The sequence below is a fragment of the Goodfellowiella coeruleoviolacea genome, from assembly GCF_024171785.1.
Taxonomy (GTDB): domain Bacteria; phylum Actinomycetota; class Actinomycetes; order Mycobacteriales; family Pseudonocardiaceae; genus Goodfellowiella; species Goodfellowiella coeruleoviolacea.
Map to the genome: position 1 here is coordinate 41,198 of NZ_JAMTCK010000025.1, position 17,696 is coordinate 58,893.

At 71.9% G+C, this 17,696-nt stretch carries 16 protein-coding genes; 8 read left to right on the forward strand and 8 right to left on the reverse strand.

The genetic code is table 11. From position 1 onward, the window contains the following. The first annotated feature begins 191 nt into the window (after positions 1–191). From LX83_RS35750 to LX83_RS35770, 5 genes are read left to right on the forward strand one after another with little or no spacing between them, the layout of a single operon-like run. Positions 192–668 carry a hypothetical protein gene (locus LX83_RS35750; RefSeq protein WP_253780068.1) on the forward strand — a complete coding sequence of 159 codons (477 nt, stop codon included), beginning with the start codon at positions 192–194 and terminating at the stop codon, positions 666–668. After that, on the forward strand, positions 638–2,056 hold the full coding sequence (locus tag LX83_RS35755; RefSeq protein ID WP_253780070.1) for a hypothetical protein: 1,419 nt from the start codon (positions 638–640) through the stop codon (positions 2,054–2,056). The genes LX83_RS35750 and LX83_RS35755 overlap by 31 nt, the downstream gene beginning before the upstream one ends. 17 nt (positions 2,057–2,073) lie before the next feature. After that, complete coding sequence (locus LX83_RS35760) at positions 2,074–3,468, forward strand: VWA domain-containing protein (protein ID WP_253780072.1); 1,395 nt, start codon at positions 2,074–2,076, stop codon at positions 3,466–3,468. Positions 3,469–3,480: 12 nt separating this feature from the next. After that, entirely contained in the window at positions 3,481–4,593 is a 1,113-nt protein-coding gene (locus LX83_RS35765; RefSeq protein ID WP_253780075.1) for an ATP-binding protein, read from the forward strand. Then, complete coding sequence (locus LX83_RS35770) at positions 4,590–7,418, forward strand: DUF5682 family protein (protein ID WP_253780077.1); 2,829 nt, start codon at positions 4,590–4,592, stop codon at positions 7,416–7,418. The genes LX83_RS35765 and LX83_RS35770 overlap by 4 nt, the downstream gene beginning before the upstream one ends. A gap of 169 nt (positions 7,419–7,587) precedes the next feature. Here the strand turns inward: LX83_RS35770 and LX83_RS35775 are convergent, their stop codons facing one another. Both LX83_RS35775 and LX83_RS35780 read right to left on the reverse strand, forming a co-directional pair. Continuing rightward, complete coding sequence (locus LX83_RS35775; protein WP_253780079.1) at positions 7,588–8,559, reverse strand: alpha/beta hydrolase family protein; 972 nt, start codon at positions 8,557–8,559, stop codon at positions 7,588–7,590. A 69-nt stretch (positions 8,560–8,628) separates the two neighbouring features. Further along, a complete protein-coding gene (locus LX83_RS35780) occupies positions 8,629–9,522 on the reverse strand; it encodes an NmrA family NAD(P)-binding protein (protein WP_253780081.1) in 894 nt (297 codons plus the stop codon). Between the two features lie 81 nt (positions 9,523–9,603). On the opposite strand from LX83_RS35780, the gene LX83_RS35785 reads away from it, so the two are divergent. Continuing rightward, the gene (locus LX83_RS35785) at positions 9,604–10,248 is read left to right on the forward strand and encodes a TetR/AcrR family transcriptional regulator (RefSeq protein ID WP_253780083.1); all 645 of its coding nucleotides are present in this window, start codon (positions 9,604–9,606) and stop codon (positions 10,246–10,248) included. A 340-nt stretch (positions 10,249–10,588) separates the two neighbouring features. Beyond that, positions 10,589–10,756: a hypothetical protein gene (locus tag LX83_RS35790; protein ID WP_253780085.1), complete on the forward strand. Its 168-nt coding sequence runs from the start codon at positions 10,589–10,591 to the stop codon at positions 10,754–10,756. A 48-nt stretch (positions 10,757–10,804) separates the two neighbouring features. On the opposite strand, the gene LX83_RS35795 is transcribed toward LX83_RS35790, so the two are convergent. From LX83_RS35795 to LX83_RS35820, 6 genes are all read right to left on the reverse strand, one after another. Then, positions 10,805–11,842, reverse strand: a complete 1,038-nt coding sequence (locus tag LX83_RS35795; protein WP_253780087.1) for an Acg family FMN-binding oxidoreductase — start codon at positions 11,840–11,842, stop codon at positions 10,805–10,807. A 330-nt stretch (positions 11,843–12,172) separates the two neighbouring features. Then, positions 12,173–12,832: a response regulator gene (locus LX83_RS35800; RefSeq protein ID WP_253780089.1), complete on the reverse strand. Its 660-nt coding sequence runs from the start codon at positions 12,830–12,832 to the stop codon at positions 12,173–12,175. 109 nt (positions 12,833–12,941) lie between these two features. Next, a complete protein-coding gene (locus LX83_RS35805; RefSeq protein WP_253780092.1) occupies positions 12,942–14,720 on the reverse strand; it encodes a sensor histidine kinase in 1,779 nt (592 codons plus the stop codon). Between the two features lie 58 nt (positions 14,721–14,778). After that, positions 14,779–15,210 (reverse strand): pyridoxamine 5'-phosphate oxidase family protein, encoded by a 432-nt coding sequence (locus tag LX83_RS35810; protein ID WP_253780094.1) that lies wholly within the window; start codon positions 15,208–15,210, stop codon positions 14,779–14,781. A 158-nt stretch (positions 15,211–15,368) separates the two neighbouring features. Continuing rightward, positions 15,369–16,028, reverse strand: a complete 660-nt coding sequence (locus LX83_RS35815) for a CBS domain-containing protein (RefSeq protein WP_253780097.1) — start codon at positions 16,026–16,028, stop codon at positions 15,369–15,371. After that, the gene (locus LX83_RS35820) at positions 16,018–16,503 is read right to left on the reverse strand and encodes a universal stress protein (protein ID WP_253780099.1); all 486 of its coding nucleotides are present in this window, start codon (positions 16,501–16,503) and stop codon (positions 16,018–16,020) included. Before LX83_RS35820 ends, LX83_RS35815 begins: the two co-directional genes overlap by 11 nt. 366 nt (positions 16,504–16,869) lie before the next feature. On the opposite strand from LX83_RS35820, the gene LX83_RS35825 reads away from it, so the two are divergent. Further along, entirely contained in the window at positions 16,870–17,658 is a 789-nt protein-coding gene (locus LX83_RS35825) for a 2OG-Fe(II) oxygenase (protein ID WP_253780101.1), read from the forward strand. The last annotated feature ends 38 nt before the right edge of the window (positions 17,659–17,696 follow it).

Sequence of the window (17,696 nt, forward strand, 5' to 3'; positions counted from 1 at the left end):
TCCCGCTGTCCACTGTAGATGGGATTCCCCCGTGCCCTGGTGGGGTCCGGGGGCCGTGCGGCCGCCCCGCGTCCGTGATCCGTTTTTGTCGGTGGGCGCCCGTATGGTCACTCGCGTCCCACGGTTGTGGTTGACAGTCCCCTTGGAACACAGGAGATGGCGTGTTGGCAGATTGGGAGAGGTCGAGCACGGTGCGAGTGGTACCACCCGCGCGTCCGCGCAAGCTCGCCAAGGTCCCGTTCGTCGAGTTGGCCGACGGACGCTTGCAGGGAGTGGTGTCCAGCGGCTCCGACATCGAACGCGTCTACGTCTCGTCGGTCGAGGCCGGCAGCTACGCGTTCGCGTGCAGCACGAACAACAACCGGCCCTGCGGCGGCGCGCGGGGCACGTACTTCTGCAAGCACATCCACACCCTGATCACCGAGGCGGTGCTGCAGTACGGCGCTGAGCGGGTGGCCCGCTACCTGCGGGTCGAGATCGCGGCGGGGGAAGTGGACGCGCAGACCATCGCCGCCGAGATGAGCGGCACCAGTGCGGCGGGGGAGACCACGGCGGCAGCGCCCGTGTTCAGCCGGTTCCTGCGCCACCTGGCCTACCTGGAACTCGCCCCGACCACCGCGCCGCTGCCGGAGCTGCAGTGGTTCCCGCCGACCAGGGCGGTGGCCTGATGCGCGCCGACCTGCTCGCTGACCCGATCAGCGGGCTGGACGAGGCCCTGGCCGCTGTCGACGCCCTTGACCAGGCTCTCGTCGCCGGCCTGCTGCGCCCGCACCCCACCCAGGCCGCCGGCCTGACCGAACTCGCCGGTGCCGTCGCGGGGTCACCGCTGGCCGCCAGGGTCGCTGAGGCGGCTGAGCGGGCGGCGGTCGGCGCCGCGAGCGAGGACCACTTCGTCGCCCTCGCCGCCGCTCGCACCGCGCTGCTCGGGTCCGTCCACGACGCGCTGATGGCCCGGATCGAGGAGGCGACCGGACGGCCCCGCGGCGAGCAGACCGCCCCGCCGACGGGGTCGGGACAGCCGGTGAACCTGCTCGCCGCCGCCCGCGCCTGGCTGGCCGAGCTGGCCCGGTCGGGGTGGCGAGGCATCGACCACGACGTGGTCGCCGGCTCGGCGCAGGTCATCTCCGCCATGCTGCCGGACCCGGCCCTGCGCCGTCTGGCCGCGCTGCTCGACGGCTTCGCCGCGGAACTCGTGGCGTCCTGCCCGGGCGCGGCGCTGGACCGCGTCCCGCAGCGCCGCTGGGGCGACCTGTGGTCACGCGCGATGCTGCTGACGCTGCCCGGCGCGGCCGACGTGCCGGTGACCGGCGTGGCCACCGGCCGCCTGCTGCCGCTCGGCGTCGACCTGCACGAGCACCCGACCGCCGCACAGGCCCAGGTCCACGCGGTGTTCGAGCCCGCCGACGGCGCCGCGCCCCGCCTGGTGCGGGCCAGCGTGTCGGCGGCCAAGCCCGACACGGTCGTCGGCGCCGGCCTCTGGCAGCTGCTCCGGCCGCACATGTCGCTGCTGGCCGCTGTCAGCGAAGGCCGCTCGATGGACCTCACCGACATGCCGATCACCGCCGAGGGCGACCTGATCTGGGACGACCAGCACGCGCGCCCGAGCGAGCCGGCCGACGCGTTCGCCACCGCGCGCGTGGCCCTGCCCACCGCGAGCGCTCCGGCGCCCACACCCCTGGACCGGCACCCGGCGCGCATCGCCGTACCCGTCTTCCTGGAGGGCTACATCGCCGACCGGGACGGCGACGCGCTGACGTTCACCGTCGCCGGGCACGGCGTGGCCGTTGACGCCGACCGCGTCCCCACCGCCGGGCCGCTCACCCCCGACGCGGTCGCCGCGTCGAGTGCCTGCATCGGCCTGCTCCGCTGGGACGCCGGGACGTTCCGCGTCCAACCGCTCGCCGTCGAGACCACCGTGCGGAAGAAGACCGTCGCGGTCCACGCCGGGGCGTGGGCCGGGGGCACCACCGACAAGGCCGGGGTCAAGGCGGAGAAGGCCGCCACCGACACCACCGCGGTGTTGCGCGAGCGCGCCGGAAGGCTGTTGCGGAAGTGACCGACCAGGATCCCGAGATGACCTCCCACGACAAGCGCCGTCAGGTCCTGTACTGGCGGCTGCTGGCCCGGCTCTTCGACCCCGAGGAGCGGGCGACGCTGGAAACGGCGAGCCTCGGCGTCGTCGAGGACATCGGCCTGCCGCCCGCGCTGCTGGACCCGCAGGTCTCCGTCGACTCGATCGTGCAGCGCCACCCCGGGTTGGCCGCCGAGTTCGACGGCCTGATGGTGCCCACGCCGGTGTCCACAGTGGACGGATACGCGGACGGCGGACGAGACCGCGCCGCCGAGGTGCGCCGCGCGGCGCTGGTGTCGAAGGTGTTGCTCAACGTCTTCGCCGCCGGCTCGGGCACGGTCACCGCCGGGCAGTTGGCGCGCTGGCAGTCCGACGCGGGGTGGTTGGAGCGCGCGCTGGGCTGCCAGCCGGGTCAACTGCGGGCCGGCCGGCCCACTGCGGGAGCGGGCGCCAGCCCGACCGGCTCGGGTGGTGGCGGCACGACGCCCGACCTCAGCCAGCTGATTCCGGCGATCGGCCCGCAGCTCGGCGCCATCGAGGCCGACCTCGTCAAGCGGATGCACCTCCGCGAGGTGCTGGCCGATCCCGCGCTCGCCGCGCGGCTGACCCCGAGCATGTCGCTGATCGAGCAGCTGCTGCGGGACAAGAACAACCTGTCCGGCGTGGCACTGGCCAACGCCAAGGCGCTGATCCGCCGGTTCGTCGACGAGGTCGCCGAGGTGTTGCGCACCCAGGTGGCCAAGGCCACGGTCGGTGCCCTGGACCGCACGGTCCCGCCCAAGCGGGTGTTCCGCAACCTGGACCTCGACCGCACGATCTGGAAGAACCTCACCAACTGGAGCCCGGAGGAGGAGCGGCTCTACGTCGACCGCCTCTTCTACCGGCACACCGCCCGCAAGACCACGCCCCAGCGGCTGATCGTGGTCGTCGACCAGTCGGGCTCGATGGTCGACTCGATGGTGAACTGCACCATCCTGGCGTCGATCTTCACCGGACTGCCCAGGGTGGACGTCCACCTGATCGCCTACGACACCCAGGCGCTCGACCTCACGCCGTGGGTGCACGACCCCTTCGAGACCCTGCTGCGCACCAACCTCGGGGGCGGCACCGACGGCACCGTCGCCATGGGACTGGTCCGGCCGAAGATCGCCGAGCCCCGCAACACCGTCGTGGTGTGGATCTCGGACTTCTACGAGTGGCAGGCCGAGCCGCTGTTCGACAGCATGGCCGGCATCCACCGCTCGGGGGCCAAGTTCATCCCGGTCGGTTCGGTGACCAGCTCCGGCCGCGGCAGCGTCAACCCGTGGTTCCGGGAGCGCTTCAAAGACCTCGGCACGCCGGTGATCTCCGGCCACATCGGCAAGCTCGTCCACGAACTCAAGACGTTCCTCGCTTAGAAAGGCCCTGACATGTCCGACCTGTTGCGCGCTCCCGCCGAGATCAAGTACGCCGAGGAGCTGGACTGGCTGGAGTCGATCGACGACAGCCCCAAGCCGTTCGCCTGGCGCCTGTCGCCGAAGATGGTCCGCCTGTTCATCCTGGGCGCGGAGCGCTCCGACGGACTCGACCGGGAGATCTCGCAGAAGTGGTTCGGCGACCGCAGCTTCGTCGAGCGGGCCATCGTCACGCTGGCCTCCGACCGCGGTCTGCTGCTGATCGGTGACCCCGGAACCGGCAAGAGCTGGCTGGCCGAGCTGCTGGCCGCCGCGATCTGCCGGAACTCCACGCTGGTGGTGCAGGGCACCGCCGGCACCACCGAGGACCACATCAAGTACTCGTGGAACGTGTCCATGGTGATCGCCAAGGGCCAGTCGCGGGAGTCGATGATCCCCTCGCCGATCATGACCGCGATGGAGTCCGGCGCGATCGGCCGTTTCGAGGAACTCACCCGCTCCACCAGCGACGTCCAGGACGCGCTGATCTCGATCCTGTCCGAGAAGTACATCTCCGTGCCGGAGCTGGACAGCGACAACATCGTCTTCGCCAAGCCGGGCTTCTCGATCATCGCCACCGCCAACAGCCGGGACCGCGGCGTCAACGACCTGTCCTCGGCGCTCAAGCGCCGCTTCAACTTCGTCCGCATCCCGGTGGTGACGAACAAGAAGAGCGAGGCGGAGATCGTCCGCTTCCGCACCGAGGAACTGCTGCGCCGCCACCAGATCGAGCTGGACGTGCCGCCGACGCTGCTGGACGTGCTGCTGCGCAGCTTCGCCGACCTGCGCGCGGCCGCCGCGTCGGCCGGCAGCGACGACGAGAAGCTGGAGTCCGCGCTGTCCACCGCCGAACAGATCGGCGTGCTGGAGGACGCGATCCTGCACAGCAACTTCTTCGGTGAGCGCGCGCTGACCGCCCGTACCCTGGCCTCCTCGCTCGTCGGGTCGCTGGCCCGGCGCGCACCGGAGGACCTGGCCATCCTCAACAAGTACCTGCACGGCGTTGTCGAGCCGCGCAGCAAGGACGAGGGCGGGTCCTGGCCGGAGTTCCTGGAGGGCGGCCGCGACGCGATCGCCACCCTGTCATGAGCGGCGTGGACCAGGGCGCCTTCGCCGCGCTGCGCACCCAGTTGCAGGACGCCGCCGCGAGCTTCGCCGACGGACCCGACGCGCTGGCGGACATCCTCCTGGGCATCGTCGACGACGTCGACCGCGCGCTGCGCGAGCCACTGGAGATCTTCCCGGTCTGCCACCACTCACCGGCCTCGGCCCTGGCCATGGCGCGGCGGCTGCGGGAGAAACAGCCCAAGGTGGTGTACCTGGAGCTGTGCGAGGACATGGCGCCGCTGCTGACCGAGCTGCGCAACTGCCGGCTCCCGGTGGCGGTGCAGGCGTTCGCGACCGAGGTCGAGGGCTTCCCCGTCGAGTGGGCGCCGCTGTCGGTGGTCGCGCCGATCACCGAGGCGTCGGCCGAGTACCAGGCGATCGCCTACGCGCTGGACACCCCGGGGGTCGAACTCGTCCTCGTCGACCGCTCCGCCGACCACGTCTTCCAGTGGCAGGAGCAGGGGGCGCGGACCGCCGAGCCAGCCGACCCGGACGCGCCGCCGGCCGAGGAGGAGGCCGCGCTGCACGGGGACGCGATCGGCGTGGAACTCGGGGACCTCCGGCCGCGCTTCGTCGAACTGGAGGAGCACCTGCTGCACCACGGCCGGGTGCGGCACTGGTCGGAGTGGTGGCACCAGTACGTGGAGCTGCCGCTCGGCGACAGCGACCACGACACCTACCGGCAGGTCATGTTCCTGATCGGCAGCCTGTTCCGGCGGCTCGCGCCCGGGAACCCGCACGAGGTGCGGGTGGACGAGGACCGCGAACGGTACATGTGGACCAGGGTGCGCGAACACCTCACCGCGACCGGCACCGACCCGGCGGAGTGCCTGTACGTCTGCGGTGCGTTCCACGCGGCCAGCCGGGTCGCGGAGTTCGGCGTCCACGGCAGCGACACCTTCGAGATCAGCCCGCCCAGCGCGAGCACCTGGCAGTACGGCCTGATCCCCTCCAGCCACGCGGCGATCGAGGCGCAGTTCGGGCTCGCGGCCGGGTCGGTGTCGATCGCCGCGACCGAGTGGGCGAAGAACGTCAGGCGCACCGGTGTGCGACCGTTCCGGTTGGCCGGCCAGACGGGCGCGTCCAAGCCGGGCAAGCGGGCCAAGCCGGCCGGTCCCGCCACGCCCTCGGCACCGGCCGACCCGGTGCCGGCAACCGCGCCGTCGGACAAGCTCGCCGGTTTCCTGCGGCGACCGCCCGTCCTCGACCGCCTGGACGAGGCCGAACTGCTCGGCTGGTCGGTGGAGATCGTGCGTGCCGCGCGGCGCAACGGCTACCTCGCCTCCACCGCCGACGCCATCGCGGTGTTCGAGACGTCGATCCTGCTGGCCGGGATGCGCGACCGGGCCAAGCCCACGCCGTACGACTTCCAGGACGCGGCGATCACCTGCATCGAGAAGGACGTCGTGCCGGGCCGGCGCGACGTGCGCCGACTCGTCGAGATCATGATGGGCGGCGACCGGATCGGCCAGGTCGGCTACGACGCGCTACCGCCGCTGGCGCGCGACGTGCACGATCGGCTCGCGCCGCTGAACCTCAAGCTGCAGCAGCGCGGCGTGCACCGGGCACTGCTGGACATCGCCGGCCAGCCGGAGCTGGAGCGGTGCTCCGATGTGCTGTGGATGCTGCGCTACCTGCTGCCGGACGGTGCCGCGCGGCCGATCATGGGTGAGCGGCGGCTCGGTGAGCGGCCCATCCAGGAGTCGTGGGACGTGGCGCTGGGCACCCACCAGCGGGCGCTGATCGAGCTGGGCTACGAGGGCGTCAGCATCGAGCAGGTTCTGGAGCAACGCCTGCGGCGCGCGGCCCACGATCCACGGGCGACCGCGGCGACCGTGCTGGAGGCGGTCGAGGACGCGACGCTGTACCTGCGCGGCCACCGGCTCGCCAACGAGCTGGGCGAGCACGCGCTGGAGGTCCTGGCGAGGGAGCGCAGTGTCGACGGCGCGCCGGACGTGCTGCGCCGGGTGCGCCGGCTGCTCGCGTACTACCGAACCAGTGAACCCGCGCTACCGCCGTGGATCGAGTCCTTCGTCAAGACCGGCTACGCGCACTACTGCACGCTGCTGCCCACGGCGTTCACCGACGCCGACGCGACCGTCGACCAGGTCGCCGCGATGCTGGGCTTCCTGTTCAGCATGGAGAGCCTGGCGCTGTCGCTGGGCTGCGACCGCACCCAGTTGGAGTTGGCGCTCGCGCAGTCGCACCCGGTGGAGCCGTCGAAGGTGGCGCTGTCGTGGGCGGCTCAGGTGCAGCTCGGGCGCCTGTCCCGGGCGGAGCTGCGGTCGCGCTGCGACGACCTGCTCGCCAACCCCATGGTGCTGCCCGCCTACCCGCGCTACCTCAGCGGGTTCCTGCACGCGCTGGAGCCGGTGCCGGGGTTGGTCGACTTCGTCGTGGAGGCGGTGTCGAACGCGTTCCGCCGGCTGCCGGACCCGGTGTTGCTGCCGTGGTTGCCGACGCTGGTCAGCACCCTGCGGTCCGGCGGTGCCGAACTGGCCCCGCTGCTCATCCGGGAGGCCGCGCGGATCTTCCCGGGCCGGCTCGCGGCGCTGGACGAGTGGGTGCCGCCGTGGCTGGCCCCGCCGGTGCCGGACGCCGTGCGTCCGACACCCCGCGCGGACCGCGGTGGCGGGGTGGCGCTGCTCGCCGCCCACCCCGCGACGTGCGACGCGGTGGCGCGGCTGCTGGGCTGCGACCTGGTGTGGGAGAGCGTTGCCTCGGACCCGCCGGGCGCGGCGCTGGTCACCCGCCATCCGGACACCGCGACAGCGCTGGAGGAACTGCTGGCCAACCGGTGGCGGTGACCGTCGTGCGAGGTGCCTGGTGCGGCTGCGCAGCGACGAACTGGTGCATCCACCCCTATTGTTTCAGTGTCAACCAAAAAATATGCAAGGTTGCAATCAACCCCACGATCGCCACAATCGGGCCGCGGTTCGTCAGCACAGGTGGATCGAGCACGCCCACCCGCACGGCTCACCGGGTGTGTCGGGCGAGCCAGTCGAGAACCCGGGTCGGGTTGTTCTGGAAGTGCAGGTACCCGTCCCAGCGCCGGGTGGTCCCGGTGATCCAGAACAGCTCCTTGTCCCGGCCGTCCTGGCCGGGGATGGCGTCGAAGACCGCCTGGACGTCGGTCGGCCTGGTCATGGGATCGTCGTGGACCTGGTAGACGAGGGTCGGCGTGCGGACACTGCGCGCCGCGGCCACCGGGGACATGGCGTCGAGGTGGAAGCTGGTCCGCAGCCTGATCCGCCGACCGATCTCGTCCACGCACTCGACCGGGAGGCCGTTGCGTTTCGCCCCCTGTTCGAGCACCACGCGGGCGGACAGCGGCTGGCAGGCGACGAGGCACCGGACGTGCTCGAAGGCCTGCGGTGCCCGTTCCATCGCGAACAGGGTGGCGTTGGCTCCCAGGCACCGGCTGAACAGCGCGATCTTCGCGTCGTTCAGGTCCGGCCGGGAACGGACGTAGCGCAGGGAGCCGATGACGTCGCGCGACTCGAAGATGCCGCCGCTGGTCAGTCCGCCGTTGGCGGCGCCGCTGTGGCCGAAGTTGCGCAGGTCGTAGGCGAGGACGTGGTAGCCGGCGGCGTGCAGGATCGCGATGTCCGGGACGAAGTTGACCTCGACGTCGTTGCCGGTGCCGGCCCATTTCGAACGCCACGGTTCGAGGTGGGCCGGCAGGCCCGAGCGGCTGAACCAGCGCGGGTGGTTGATGACCACGACCGTGTCCGCGCCCTCGGCCGGGACGAACCACCCTTCGAGCGGTGTGCCGTCTTCGGACGGGAAGGTGACGTCCTGGAAGGACAGTCCGTGCTCGGCCGGCGTGTGCAGGATCGGCGAGCGCGGTGACGTGCTGAAGTCCTCGGCGATGTCGGTGAGCAGCGCGTCGAGTTGGTCGTCCGGGCGATCGGCGACCGCGTCGGCGGTCTGCGGCTGTGTTGTCATTCGACGTGCCTTCCGGCGGTGGTGTGGCGACGGGGCTGGGTGAGCCGGCCTCGTCGCCTCGTCTCGGTGTCAGGCGGCGCGCACCGCGGGCTTGAGGATGTCCTCGCACCACTGCCGGAACGTGGTGGGGGTGTCGATGGCGTGCTGCGGTGTGCGGGTGATTCCGGCGTTCAGGCCGTTGGCCGTGGCGGTCATCATGGCCACCACGCCCTGGGCCATGGCCTCGGACGCGCCCGCGGTGGTGAGCTGGTCCTTGAGGGCCTGGTAGGGGATCTGCTGGTACCGCACTGGGGTTTCCAGCACCTCGGAGATGATGGCGGCCATGTCGTTGCCGGACAGGTCCTCCGGCCCGAGCAGCGGAACCTCCTCCTGACCGGTCCAGGTGGTGTCGAGCAGCAGCCGGGCGGCCACGGCGGCGATGTCACGGGTGGCGACGGCGGGCAGGGTGAGGTCGGGGGGAAGGGTGTCGAAGAGCGCGCCCTGTTCTTTGATCACCCGGACCTGCCGGAGCACGTTGTCCATGAACGTGGCCGCGGCCAGGGCGCGGAAGGCCACGCCGGTGCTGGCGATCAGGTCGTCCATGGCCAGTGACCCGGTGACGTACCCGGCCCGACCCGCGTGCTCGGTGTGGCGGCCCAGGGCGCTGACGTCCACCACGCGGGTGATGCCGTGGCTGCGCATCGCTTCGGCGGCGGGGCGGGTGAAGCCGACGTAGGCGTCGTCGACGCTGGCGGCGGCGCGGTTGACCGGCACCAGCCAGAACAGGGCGTCAGCGCCGTCGAAGGCGCGGGCGAGGACCTGGGGGTCGGCGTGCGAGCCGGGGATGACCTCGACCCGTTCGCGGATGTCGGTGGAGAGCTTGGCCGGGTCGCGGACAATGACACGAACCGGCTGGTCGCCGGCGAGGACGTTGTTCAGGACCTGGTGTCCGATGTTTCCGGTGGGGGCGGTGATGACGATCAAGAGTTCTCCAGATGGAGCGTGATGGGAATCATCGAGCAAGTAAACTCTACTGTACCGTTTACTTTTGGAGGACGCAAGCCCATGAGGCACGAAGGCGCATCCCGGCGGCGAGGTGAACAGCGGCGCGGTGAGGAACTGCGCCGGCACATCCTGTTGGTGGCCAAGGAGGTGTTCCTCGAAACCGGCTACGAGCGGGCCTCGATGGACACCGTCGCGGCACGCGCCGAGACCTCCAAGCGGTCGCTGTACGCGCACTTCGAGAGCAAGGACAAGCTGTTCCTCGCGGTCCTGGACCTCATCCGCGAGCTGTACCTGGACAGGTTGAGGACCCCGGACGTGTACGCCGACGACCCCGCGGAGGCGGTGGCGCTGTTCTGCGGGCGGTTCCTGCAGTTGATGGTGTGGGAGCCGCAGACGCGGACCTGCCGGCTGATCATCACCGCTGCCGAGCGGTTGCCCGGCAGCGCGAGCGCCTACTTCGACGCCATCTTCGCCAGCACGCGGGAACGGCTGACCGCCTACCTGGCCGAGCGGTTCGACGTGGACCGCGCCGCCGGTGCTGAGCTTGCCGAGGACCTGCTCGGCCGTGCCGTGCTGCCTCGGCTGTTCCGCACGTTGCTCAACGTCGAGGACCCGGTCAAGGACGAACCCGACGAGGCGGTCCTGGCCGAGCACGTCGATCTGGACGCGATCCGGCGGCTGGTCTCGGTGACCCTGCCCGGCTGACCAACGCCCCCGCTGGCGTCCGGAGCCGTGGGGCGGCCGGTCAGCCGGCCGAGACCGGTGTCCACTGGTGGTCGGGGCCTGCGGCGTGGGTCCGGAACGCGCCGAGGCGGCGGGCGGGGTGGGGTGCAAGGCGGTGTTGAAGCAGGCCACGACCGGTGTGTCGGCCAGGGTGGCGTTGCGATGGCCGAGTGGTCTGGTCGGCGGCCAGCGGCACCAGGTCGCGCAGGGCGCACGCCAGGTAGTTGGGCCTGCCAGAGCAGGCCCTTGAGGTGGCTGGGGGTGAGCGGCTTGGTGGGGGTGACCGTGCCGGGGGCGACCAGCACGCGCGCCGTAGAGCGGGTTGGTCACGCAGGCGGCGTCGCCCACCGGCACCAGCCCGGTCACCGCGGTGGTCGCGGTGGCCAGCGCGCGCACCGTGCTGCCGGGCGGGTTCATCGCGGCCACGCCCGAGATCGGGCTGGCGTCCTGGGTCAGCGGGAAAGCAGTCCGCTTCGCCGTGGACTGCTGAGCACTTCTTTCGCATTTCAGGACATGCGCACCGGATTGTCTGGTGTTCTCACCAGGTGGTCGGGGTGCGCGGGTCGGCCACGACGCCGTCGGGGCCGCCGTCGAGACGGCTGATGACCTGGCCAACCGGTCGCCTCGGGGTGGCTGGCAGGGGATCGGCGTTGAGGTGTGCCCACCCGATGCGCAGCATCAGTTGGGGAAACGCCTGTCCACCCAGCAGGGACCTGATCGCCGCCCGGGTCTCGGGCACCTCCAGGGGCTGGGAGAGCGGGCACGTGGCCAGGCCGAAGCTGGTCGCCCGCAGCAGGACGACACTGGCCGCCTCGCCGGCGTGCAACCGGGAGCGCAGGTCGTCGGATCCGGTGCCCAGGACCACGAGGGTGCCGCCGTCGGGATCGGTGAGCGCGCCCGGAGGCTGCGTCAGCAGGGGGGCCACGAACCGGCGCAGGGGCAGACCGCCGTAGCCGTCCTGGTCCGCCGGCGCCGCCCCGGCGGGCACACCGTCGGGGTCGCCGGCGTACCGCCCGCTCCACGCCGCGACTTCCCAGCAGTAGTCGTCGTCCGACTCCTGAGTTCGCCTGGCCTCGGCGAGGGCGAGCAGCAGGCGCGAGCGCGTCGCCGGGTCGGTCGCGGCGCGCAGCAGGGACGCCTCCTCGGTGCTGTGGGTCCGCAACTGGTCCAGCAGGGCGTCGCTGACCGGCCACGAGCTGTAGAGCCTGCGGTCGCTGCGGCGGCGTGGTACCGCCGACACCAGGGTGATGTCGTCGTGGCTGGGCTGGCGCGGGGACAGTTCCACCGAGGCGAGGTGGTCGCGGTCGTTCGGGTTGGGCAGGCGGTGCACGGTGGCACCCCAGCCGAGCGCGGCCAGGGCGACGCGCAGGTGGTGCAGTGCCGCGCCGCAGCTGACCACGAGGTCGCGGCCGTCGGGGTCGGTGGCCGGCAGGTGGCGCGACCAGTCGGCGTACAGGTGCACCGAGCGGCCACCCACTCGCCAGCGCCACGGTTGGGAGTTGTGCACCGACGGAGCGCGCACCGCCAGGGTGATCGCCAGGCGCAGGGTCCGGTCGTCGGGACAGCCACGTCTCATGTTCGCTCGCCACTTCCTGGTTCCTCGGGTTGTCCGTTGTGGACGGACAGGCGCGGTGCGCGAGCGGCCCGAGGGGACCCGCGCACCGGCTGGGGCCGGGAGGACCGCGGTGACCCCGGATCGGCCCGGTGATGTCCGTTGTGGACGGACAGCTGCGGCGGCCCTTCCCGGCATCGGATGGTGCCGACACCCAGTGTGCCGGGGCGCCCGCTTCGCGAACCTGGGCCGAAAGTCCTGCCGTCCGGGGCCGTTGGTCGTGGACCCGACCACCCGGTGGCGCGCGCCAGGGTGGGCAGGACCAGGCGGAGGTGGTGTCGAGCGGGCCGGACGTCAGCCGAGTCCCGGTCGCGGTCGCCCGCGCCTGCGGGCGGCGTAGACGGCGGCCTCGGTGCGGCGTTCGAAGCCGAGTTTGTGCAGCAGTGAGGAGACGTAGTTCTTGATGGTCTTCTCGGCCAGGTGCAGCCGGTTGGCGATCTGGCGGTTGGTCATGCCCTCGGCGATGAGGTCGAGGATGCGGCGCTCCTGGGGGCTCAGCGCCGTGTAGCGGGGGTCTTCTCGCTCGCCGCCGGTGCGCAACCGGTGCAGCACGGTGGCCGTGACGCCGGCGTCCAGCAGTGAGCCGCCGCGGGCGAGGGTGCGCACGGCGCTGACCAGATCGTTGCCGCTGACCTGCTTGAGCATGTACCCGGCGGCGCCGGCCATGATCGCGCCGAAGAGGGCCTCGTCGTCGGAGTAGGAGGTGAGCATGAGGCAGGCGGGCGGTGGTTCGACGGCGGAGCGGATATCCCGGCACACGCTCACGCCCTCGCCGTCGGGCAGCCGGACGTCGAGGATGGCGACGTCCGGCCGCAGGGCCGGGACGCGGGCCAGCGCCTCGGCGGCGCTGCCGGCCTCGCCGACGATCCGGATGTCGGGTTCGGACTCCAGCAGCTGCTGGAGTCCCCGGCGGACCACCTCGTGATCGTCCAACAGGAACACGGAAATGGGCATCGGTCTGGTCCTCCGCGTGGCTGCTGACAGGAAAAGCGCTAGTAGTCGGGTGTGATCGCACCGGCAGAGCCGGAGATCGGCCTCGGGTCCGGGGTGCGCGTGGACGAGGTCAGGGGGTTGAGCTGGCCAGCGGGACCGTCCAGGAGACGGTGGTGCCGCGGCCGGGCGCGGAGTCGACCTCGCAGGTGCCGTGCCAGCGCGCTGCCCGCTCGGTGATGTTGGCCAGCCCGCTGCGGCGCGGGGCCGGGGTGGGCATCCCCCTGCCGTCGTCCTGGACCACCAGCCGCAGTCGGGTGCCCGTGTGGTCCACCGCGATCCGGACCAGCACGGCTCGCGCGTGGGCGTGCCGTGCGGTGTTGGACAGCGTTTCGCGCAGGGTGGCCAGCACGTCTGGTCGCAGGGCGTCGGGCACGAGGCTGTCCAGGGGGCCGTCCATGCTCAGGGTGGGTTCGAAGCCGAGGCCGGCGGTGCTGTCCTGGGCCACGCGGAGCAGTTCGCCGCGCAGGCTCACCGGCCCGTCCGGGGCTTCCTGCAGGGAGAAGATGCTGCGGCGGATCTCGCGGATGGTCTGGTCGAGTTCCTCGACGAAACCGCTGAGTCGGCCGGCGGCTTCCGGGCTGTCCACCAGGCGGGTGGTGCCCTGCAGGCCGAGCCCGATCGCGAAGAGCCGTTGGATGACCAGGTCGTGCAGGTCGCGGGCGATGCGGTCGCGGTCCTCGAACACGGCGAGGCGTTGGCGGTCTTCCTGGGCGCGGGCGAATTCGATGGCCAGCGCGGCGTGGGCGGTGAAGGTGCGGACCATGTGCAGGTCGGTTTCCTGGAACGGCCGCTGGCCCCGGGTTCTGGCCACGACCAGCACGCCGAGCACGTGCTGGCCGGCGGCGAGGGGGACGAGCAGGGTGGAGCCCAGCTCCTTGGTTCTGGCGGGGGGCTCGTCGGCCCAGCCGATGGGTGATTCCTGGGTGGCGTCGTCCTCGTCGGCCACGATCCGCGCTTCGGCCGTGGCGAACACGTCACCGAGCACGCTGCCCGGGATGGCGACCTGGTGTCCGGTGATCTCGGCTCGGTCTTCGGCCTCGACGACGTCGAACACGAACGCCCTGTCGGTGTCGCCGTCGGTGTCGTCGTCGGTGTCCGCGGCGGTGGCGATGGCGACGAACGGGGCTTCGGAGACGGTGGCGGCCTGTTGGGCCACCAGGCGGAGGCCGCCGTCGGTGTGGTGCCCGGCCAGCAGGGTGGCGGTGAGGTCGCTGGAGGCGCGCAGCCAGGCCTCGCGGTGCCGGGCCAACTCGTAGAGCCGGGCGTTCTCGATGGCGATGCCGGCGGCCGCGGCCAGTGCGATGACCACGGTCTGGTCCTCCTCGGTGAACTCGCCGCCGCCCTGCTTCTCGGTCAGGTAGAGGTTGCCGAAGACCTCGCCGCGCACCCGCACCGGCACGCCCAGGAACGACGTCATGGGTGGGTGGTTGGGGGGAAATCCGTAGGACTGGGGGTGCTGGCGCAAATCGGCCAGTCGGATCGGGTGCGGGTCCTTGATCAGCAGGCCGAGGATGCCCTTGCCGTGGGGCAGTTCGCCGATCAGCTCCCGCTGGGTGCCGTCGATGCCGAGGTAGATGAACTCCCGCAGGCTGGTCCGGTCCGCCCCGAGCACGCCCATGGCGGCGTAGCCGGCGCCGACCAGGTCGAGTGAGGACTGGACGATCCGGCGCAGCACGTCCGGCAGGGACAGGTCGCTGGCCACCGACACCACCGCGTCCAACAGCCGGTGCACGCGGTCGCGGGATTCGAGCACCTCGGCGGCGCGGTCCATCAGTTCACGCAGCAGCGTGTCGAGCCGTAGCTGGCTGAGATCGGGAATGACTCGCTCGCCGCTGGTGCGGTCGCTCACGCTCACCTCGAACCTGGAATCGCCGGACGGTGTCGAGGACCGAGGGTAACGGTGGTGTTCACGCGGTTCCGCCATCGGCCGCCGGGAGGATCCGCCGACCGGAGATCATCCGCAGGTCGATCCTGATGTAATGCTCCCTGATCCCGGGCGCCCACGGCCGCAGGTCCAGTTGCCTGGCCTCGCGCAGCTGGTCGGGGTCGGTGATCGGGGCGGCGTGTCCGACGACCACCACGTCCCACCCGGTCCGGGTGCCGCCGTCGCGGTCGAACTCGTCGACTTCGAAGGCGACGACGGCGTTGCTCGCGGCCGTGGCGAGCCGGCTGTTCGCCGCCACCCGGATGATCACCGCGCGGTCGTGCACGGCGAAGTTGACCGGTTGGATCGCGGGAAGCGCACGGTCGGTGAACACGATCCTGCCGATCGGTGCCTTGGTCAGCAGGCGGAAGCACTCCTCCTCGGACAGCACCTCCAGTCCCGCGCGGTCGATCATCCTGCCTCGTCTCGTGAGTTGCCAGCCGACGGTGTCCACCGTGCGGCGGCACCCGGTGGTCGGCCAGGGTCGAAAGTCCCGGTGTTTTCCTGGCTCGGATCGGTGTCCGCTGCCACTGTCGCGACTGCTACTGGCCCCGGGGGTGCCGGGGTGAGCGGTCACCGCCGGCACACCGTGCCGGTGCTGCGCAGTCGGGTGTGCACCGCTTCCACCCCGGGAACGACGTGCACCAGCGCCTGGACCACGCCGCGTTCGGCCGCGTCGTGGAACTCACCGGTGACCGTCACCACCCGGTTGTCCACCTCGATGTCCCACCGGCGTCCCGGCCCCCAGTAGTTCTCCAGGTGGTGGCGCACCTGTGCGGCCAGGCTGTTGTGCTGGTGGACGAGGGTGCGCATGGCGTCGCGCCTGGCGACGATGCCGAGCACCACGCGGTCCGGTGCGAGCACCGGGACGCTGCGCAGTCGGTGGCGCAGCAACCGCTCGGACAGCTCCCGCACGTCGGTGTCGGGCGCGGCGCTGATCACCGTCGAGGTCATCACCTCGCCGACCGTTGTCGGGCAGGCGCTGTCCGCGCCCTGCACCGGCAGGTGGCAGCGGATGAGGTCGGTCTCGCTGACCACGCCGAGGACGCGGTTCGCGGTGTCCACCACGGGCAGGGCGGCGAAACCGTTGTGCGCCAACAGTGTCGCGGCGTGGCCGGGGGACGCGTCGGGCGGCACGCAGATGACCGGCGTGGTCATGATCTCGCGCGCGGGGGTGGCGCTGAGCGGACGGATGCGGGCCCGCGCCGGGCCACGAGCGCTGTCAGCGGTCATGGGACACCGTCCGGGCGTCCTCGGTGGTGTCCTGGGGCCGGGTGGCGGTCGCGGGCACGACCACGACCGGGCAGCTCGCGTGGCGCACGCACGCCGCGCTGACCGAGCCCAGCAGCACCTGCCGGACCAGCCCGCCGCGGTGGCGGCCCACGACCAGCATTCCCGCGTCCCGCCCGGCCTGGCAGAGGGCGTGTGCCGGTTCGCCCTGGATGCTGTCGAACTCGATGGCCGGCGGTCGCGTCAGGCCGGTGGTCGCCTGGGTGATCTGCTCGCGCAGCAGTGCCAGCGAACTCAGGTACAGCTCCCGGCTGGAGGTGCCCACGAAGTCCGCCAGGGGTTCGTAGGTCCAGGCGTGCACGACCCGCACGGTGCAGCCGCGGATCTGCGCCTCGCGCACCGCCCAGTCCAGTGCCCGGTGTGCGCTGTCGCTGCCGTCGATGCCGACGACGATCGGGGGAGGGGGCTGGTCGACCATGGGGTTCTCCTCGTTGCTCCGCTTCGGGTGACACCGCCTCGGTTGGCTGCAACGCTAGGCACGCCGCGCACCGCGCGGCAGGGTCGAAGGTCCCTGTCCCGGCGGCCACCCGCCACCGGGGCACCTCCGTCCACACAGGACCAACACGGGTGGGCGCGGGGCCACCCCGAGGGCGCCGGTCGGGAGCGACGTCGCGGCCGCCTGGTGCGGACCTGGCGCCGTGCGGCTGAACACGATGTCCGAATGCCGCCGGCGATCGTGCCGGCCGGAGGCGATCATGGGGGACCGGTCGGCGGTGGCCGGCACCACGCTGCTTCCCCGCCGGCCCACCACCTCCCCGACCCGAACCGCGACGGAAGACTCACCATGATCGAACCTGCCGCCGCCGACACCGGCGCCCTGTTCAACGTCGGCGCACCGGCCGGGGCGCCGCCCCGCGTCCCACCCACCGCGGGACTGCCGGCGCTGAGCGAGCTGGACTGGACCGAACTGGGGGCGCGGCTGACCGAGGAGGGGGTGGCCCTCACCCCGCCGCTGCTCTCCCGGGCGCAGTGCCAGCAGATCATCGCCACCTTCGACGAGCCCGGCCTGTTCCGGTCCACGGTCGTCATGCAGCGGCACGGGTTCGGTCGGGGCACCTACAAGTACTACGCGGACCCGGCCGCCGTCCCCCTGGTGCGGAGCCTGCGGGAGCGGTTGTACCCGCCGCTGGCGTGGCTGGCCAACCAGTGGGCGGCACGGTGGGGGGAGCGCGCGTTCCCCACCAGGCTGGACGAGTTGCTCGCCGAGTGCGCGGCCAACGGGCAGACGCGCGCCACACCGCTGCTCCTGCGCTACGGTCCGGGCGACTACGCGGGGCTGCACCAGGACGTCTACGGCGACATCGTCTTCCCGCTGCAGATCGCCATCATGCTCAACCAGCCGGGCGAGGACTTCACCGGCGGGGAGAGCGTCTTCGTCGAGCAACGGCCCCGCGCGCAGTCCCGGGCCATCGTCGTCACACCGCGCCTCGGCCAGGGCGTGATCTTCCCGGTGCGCCACCGCCCGGTCCGGGGGCAGGGCGGGGTGCGGCGGCATCCCCTGCGCCACGGCACCAGCACCGTGCGTTCCGGGCAGCGCACCACCCTGGGCCTGATCTTCCACAACGCCCGCTGACCGCCGCGCACCGTCCGGGCCGCAGGGCGAGGTCCGAA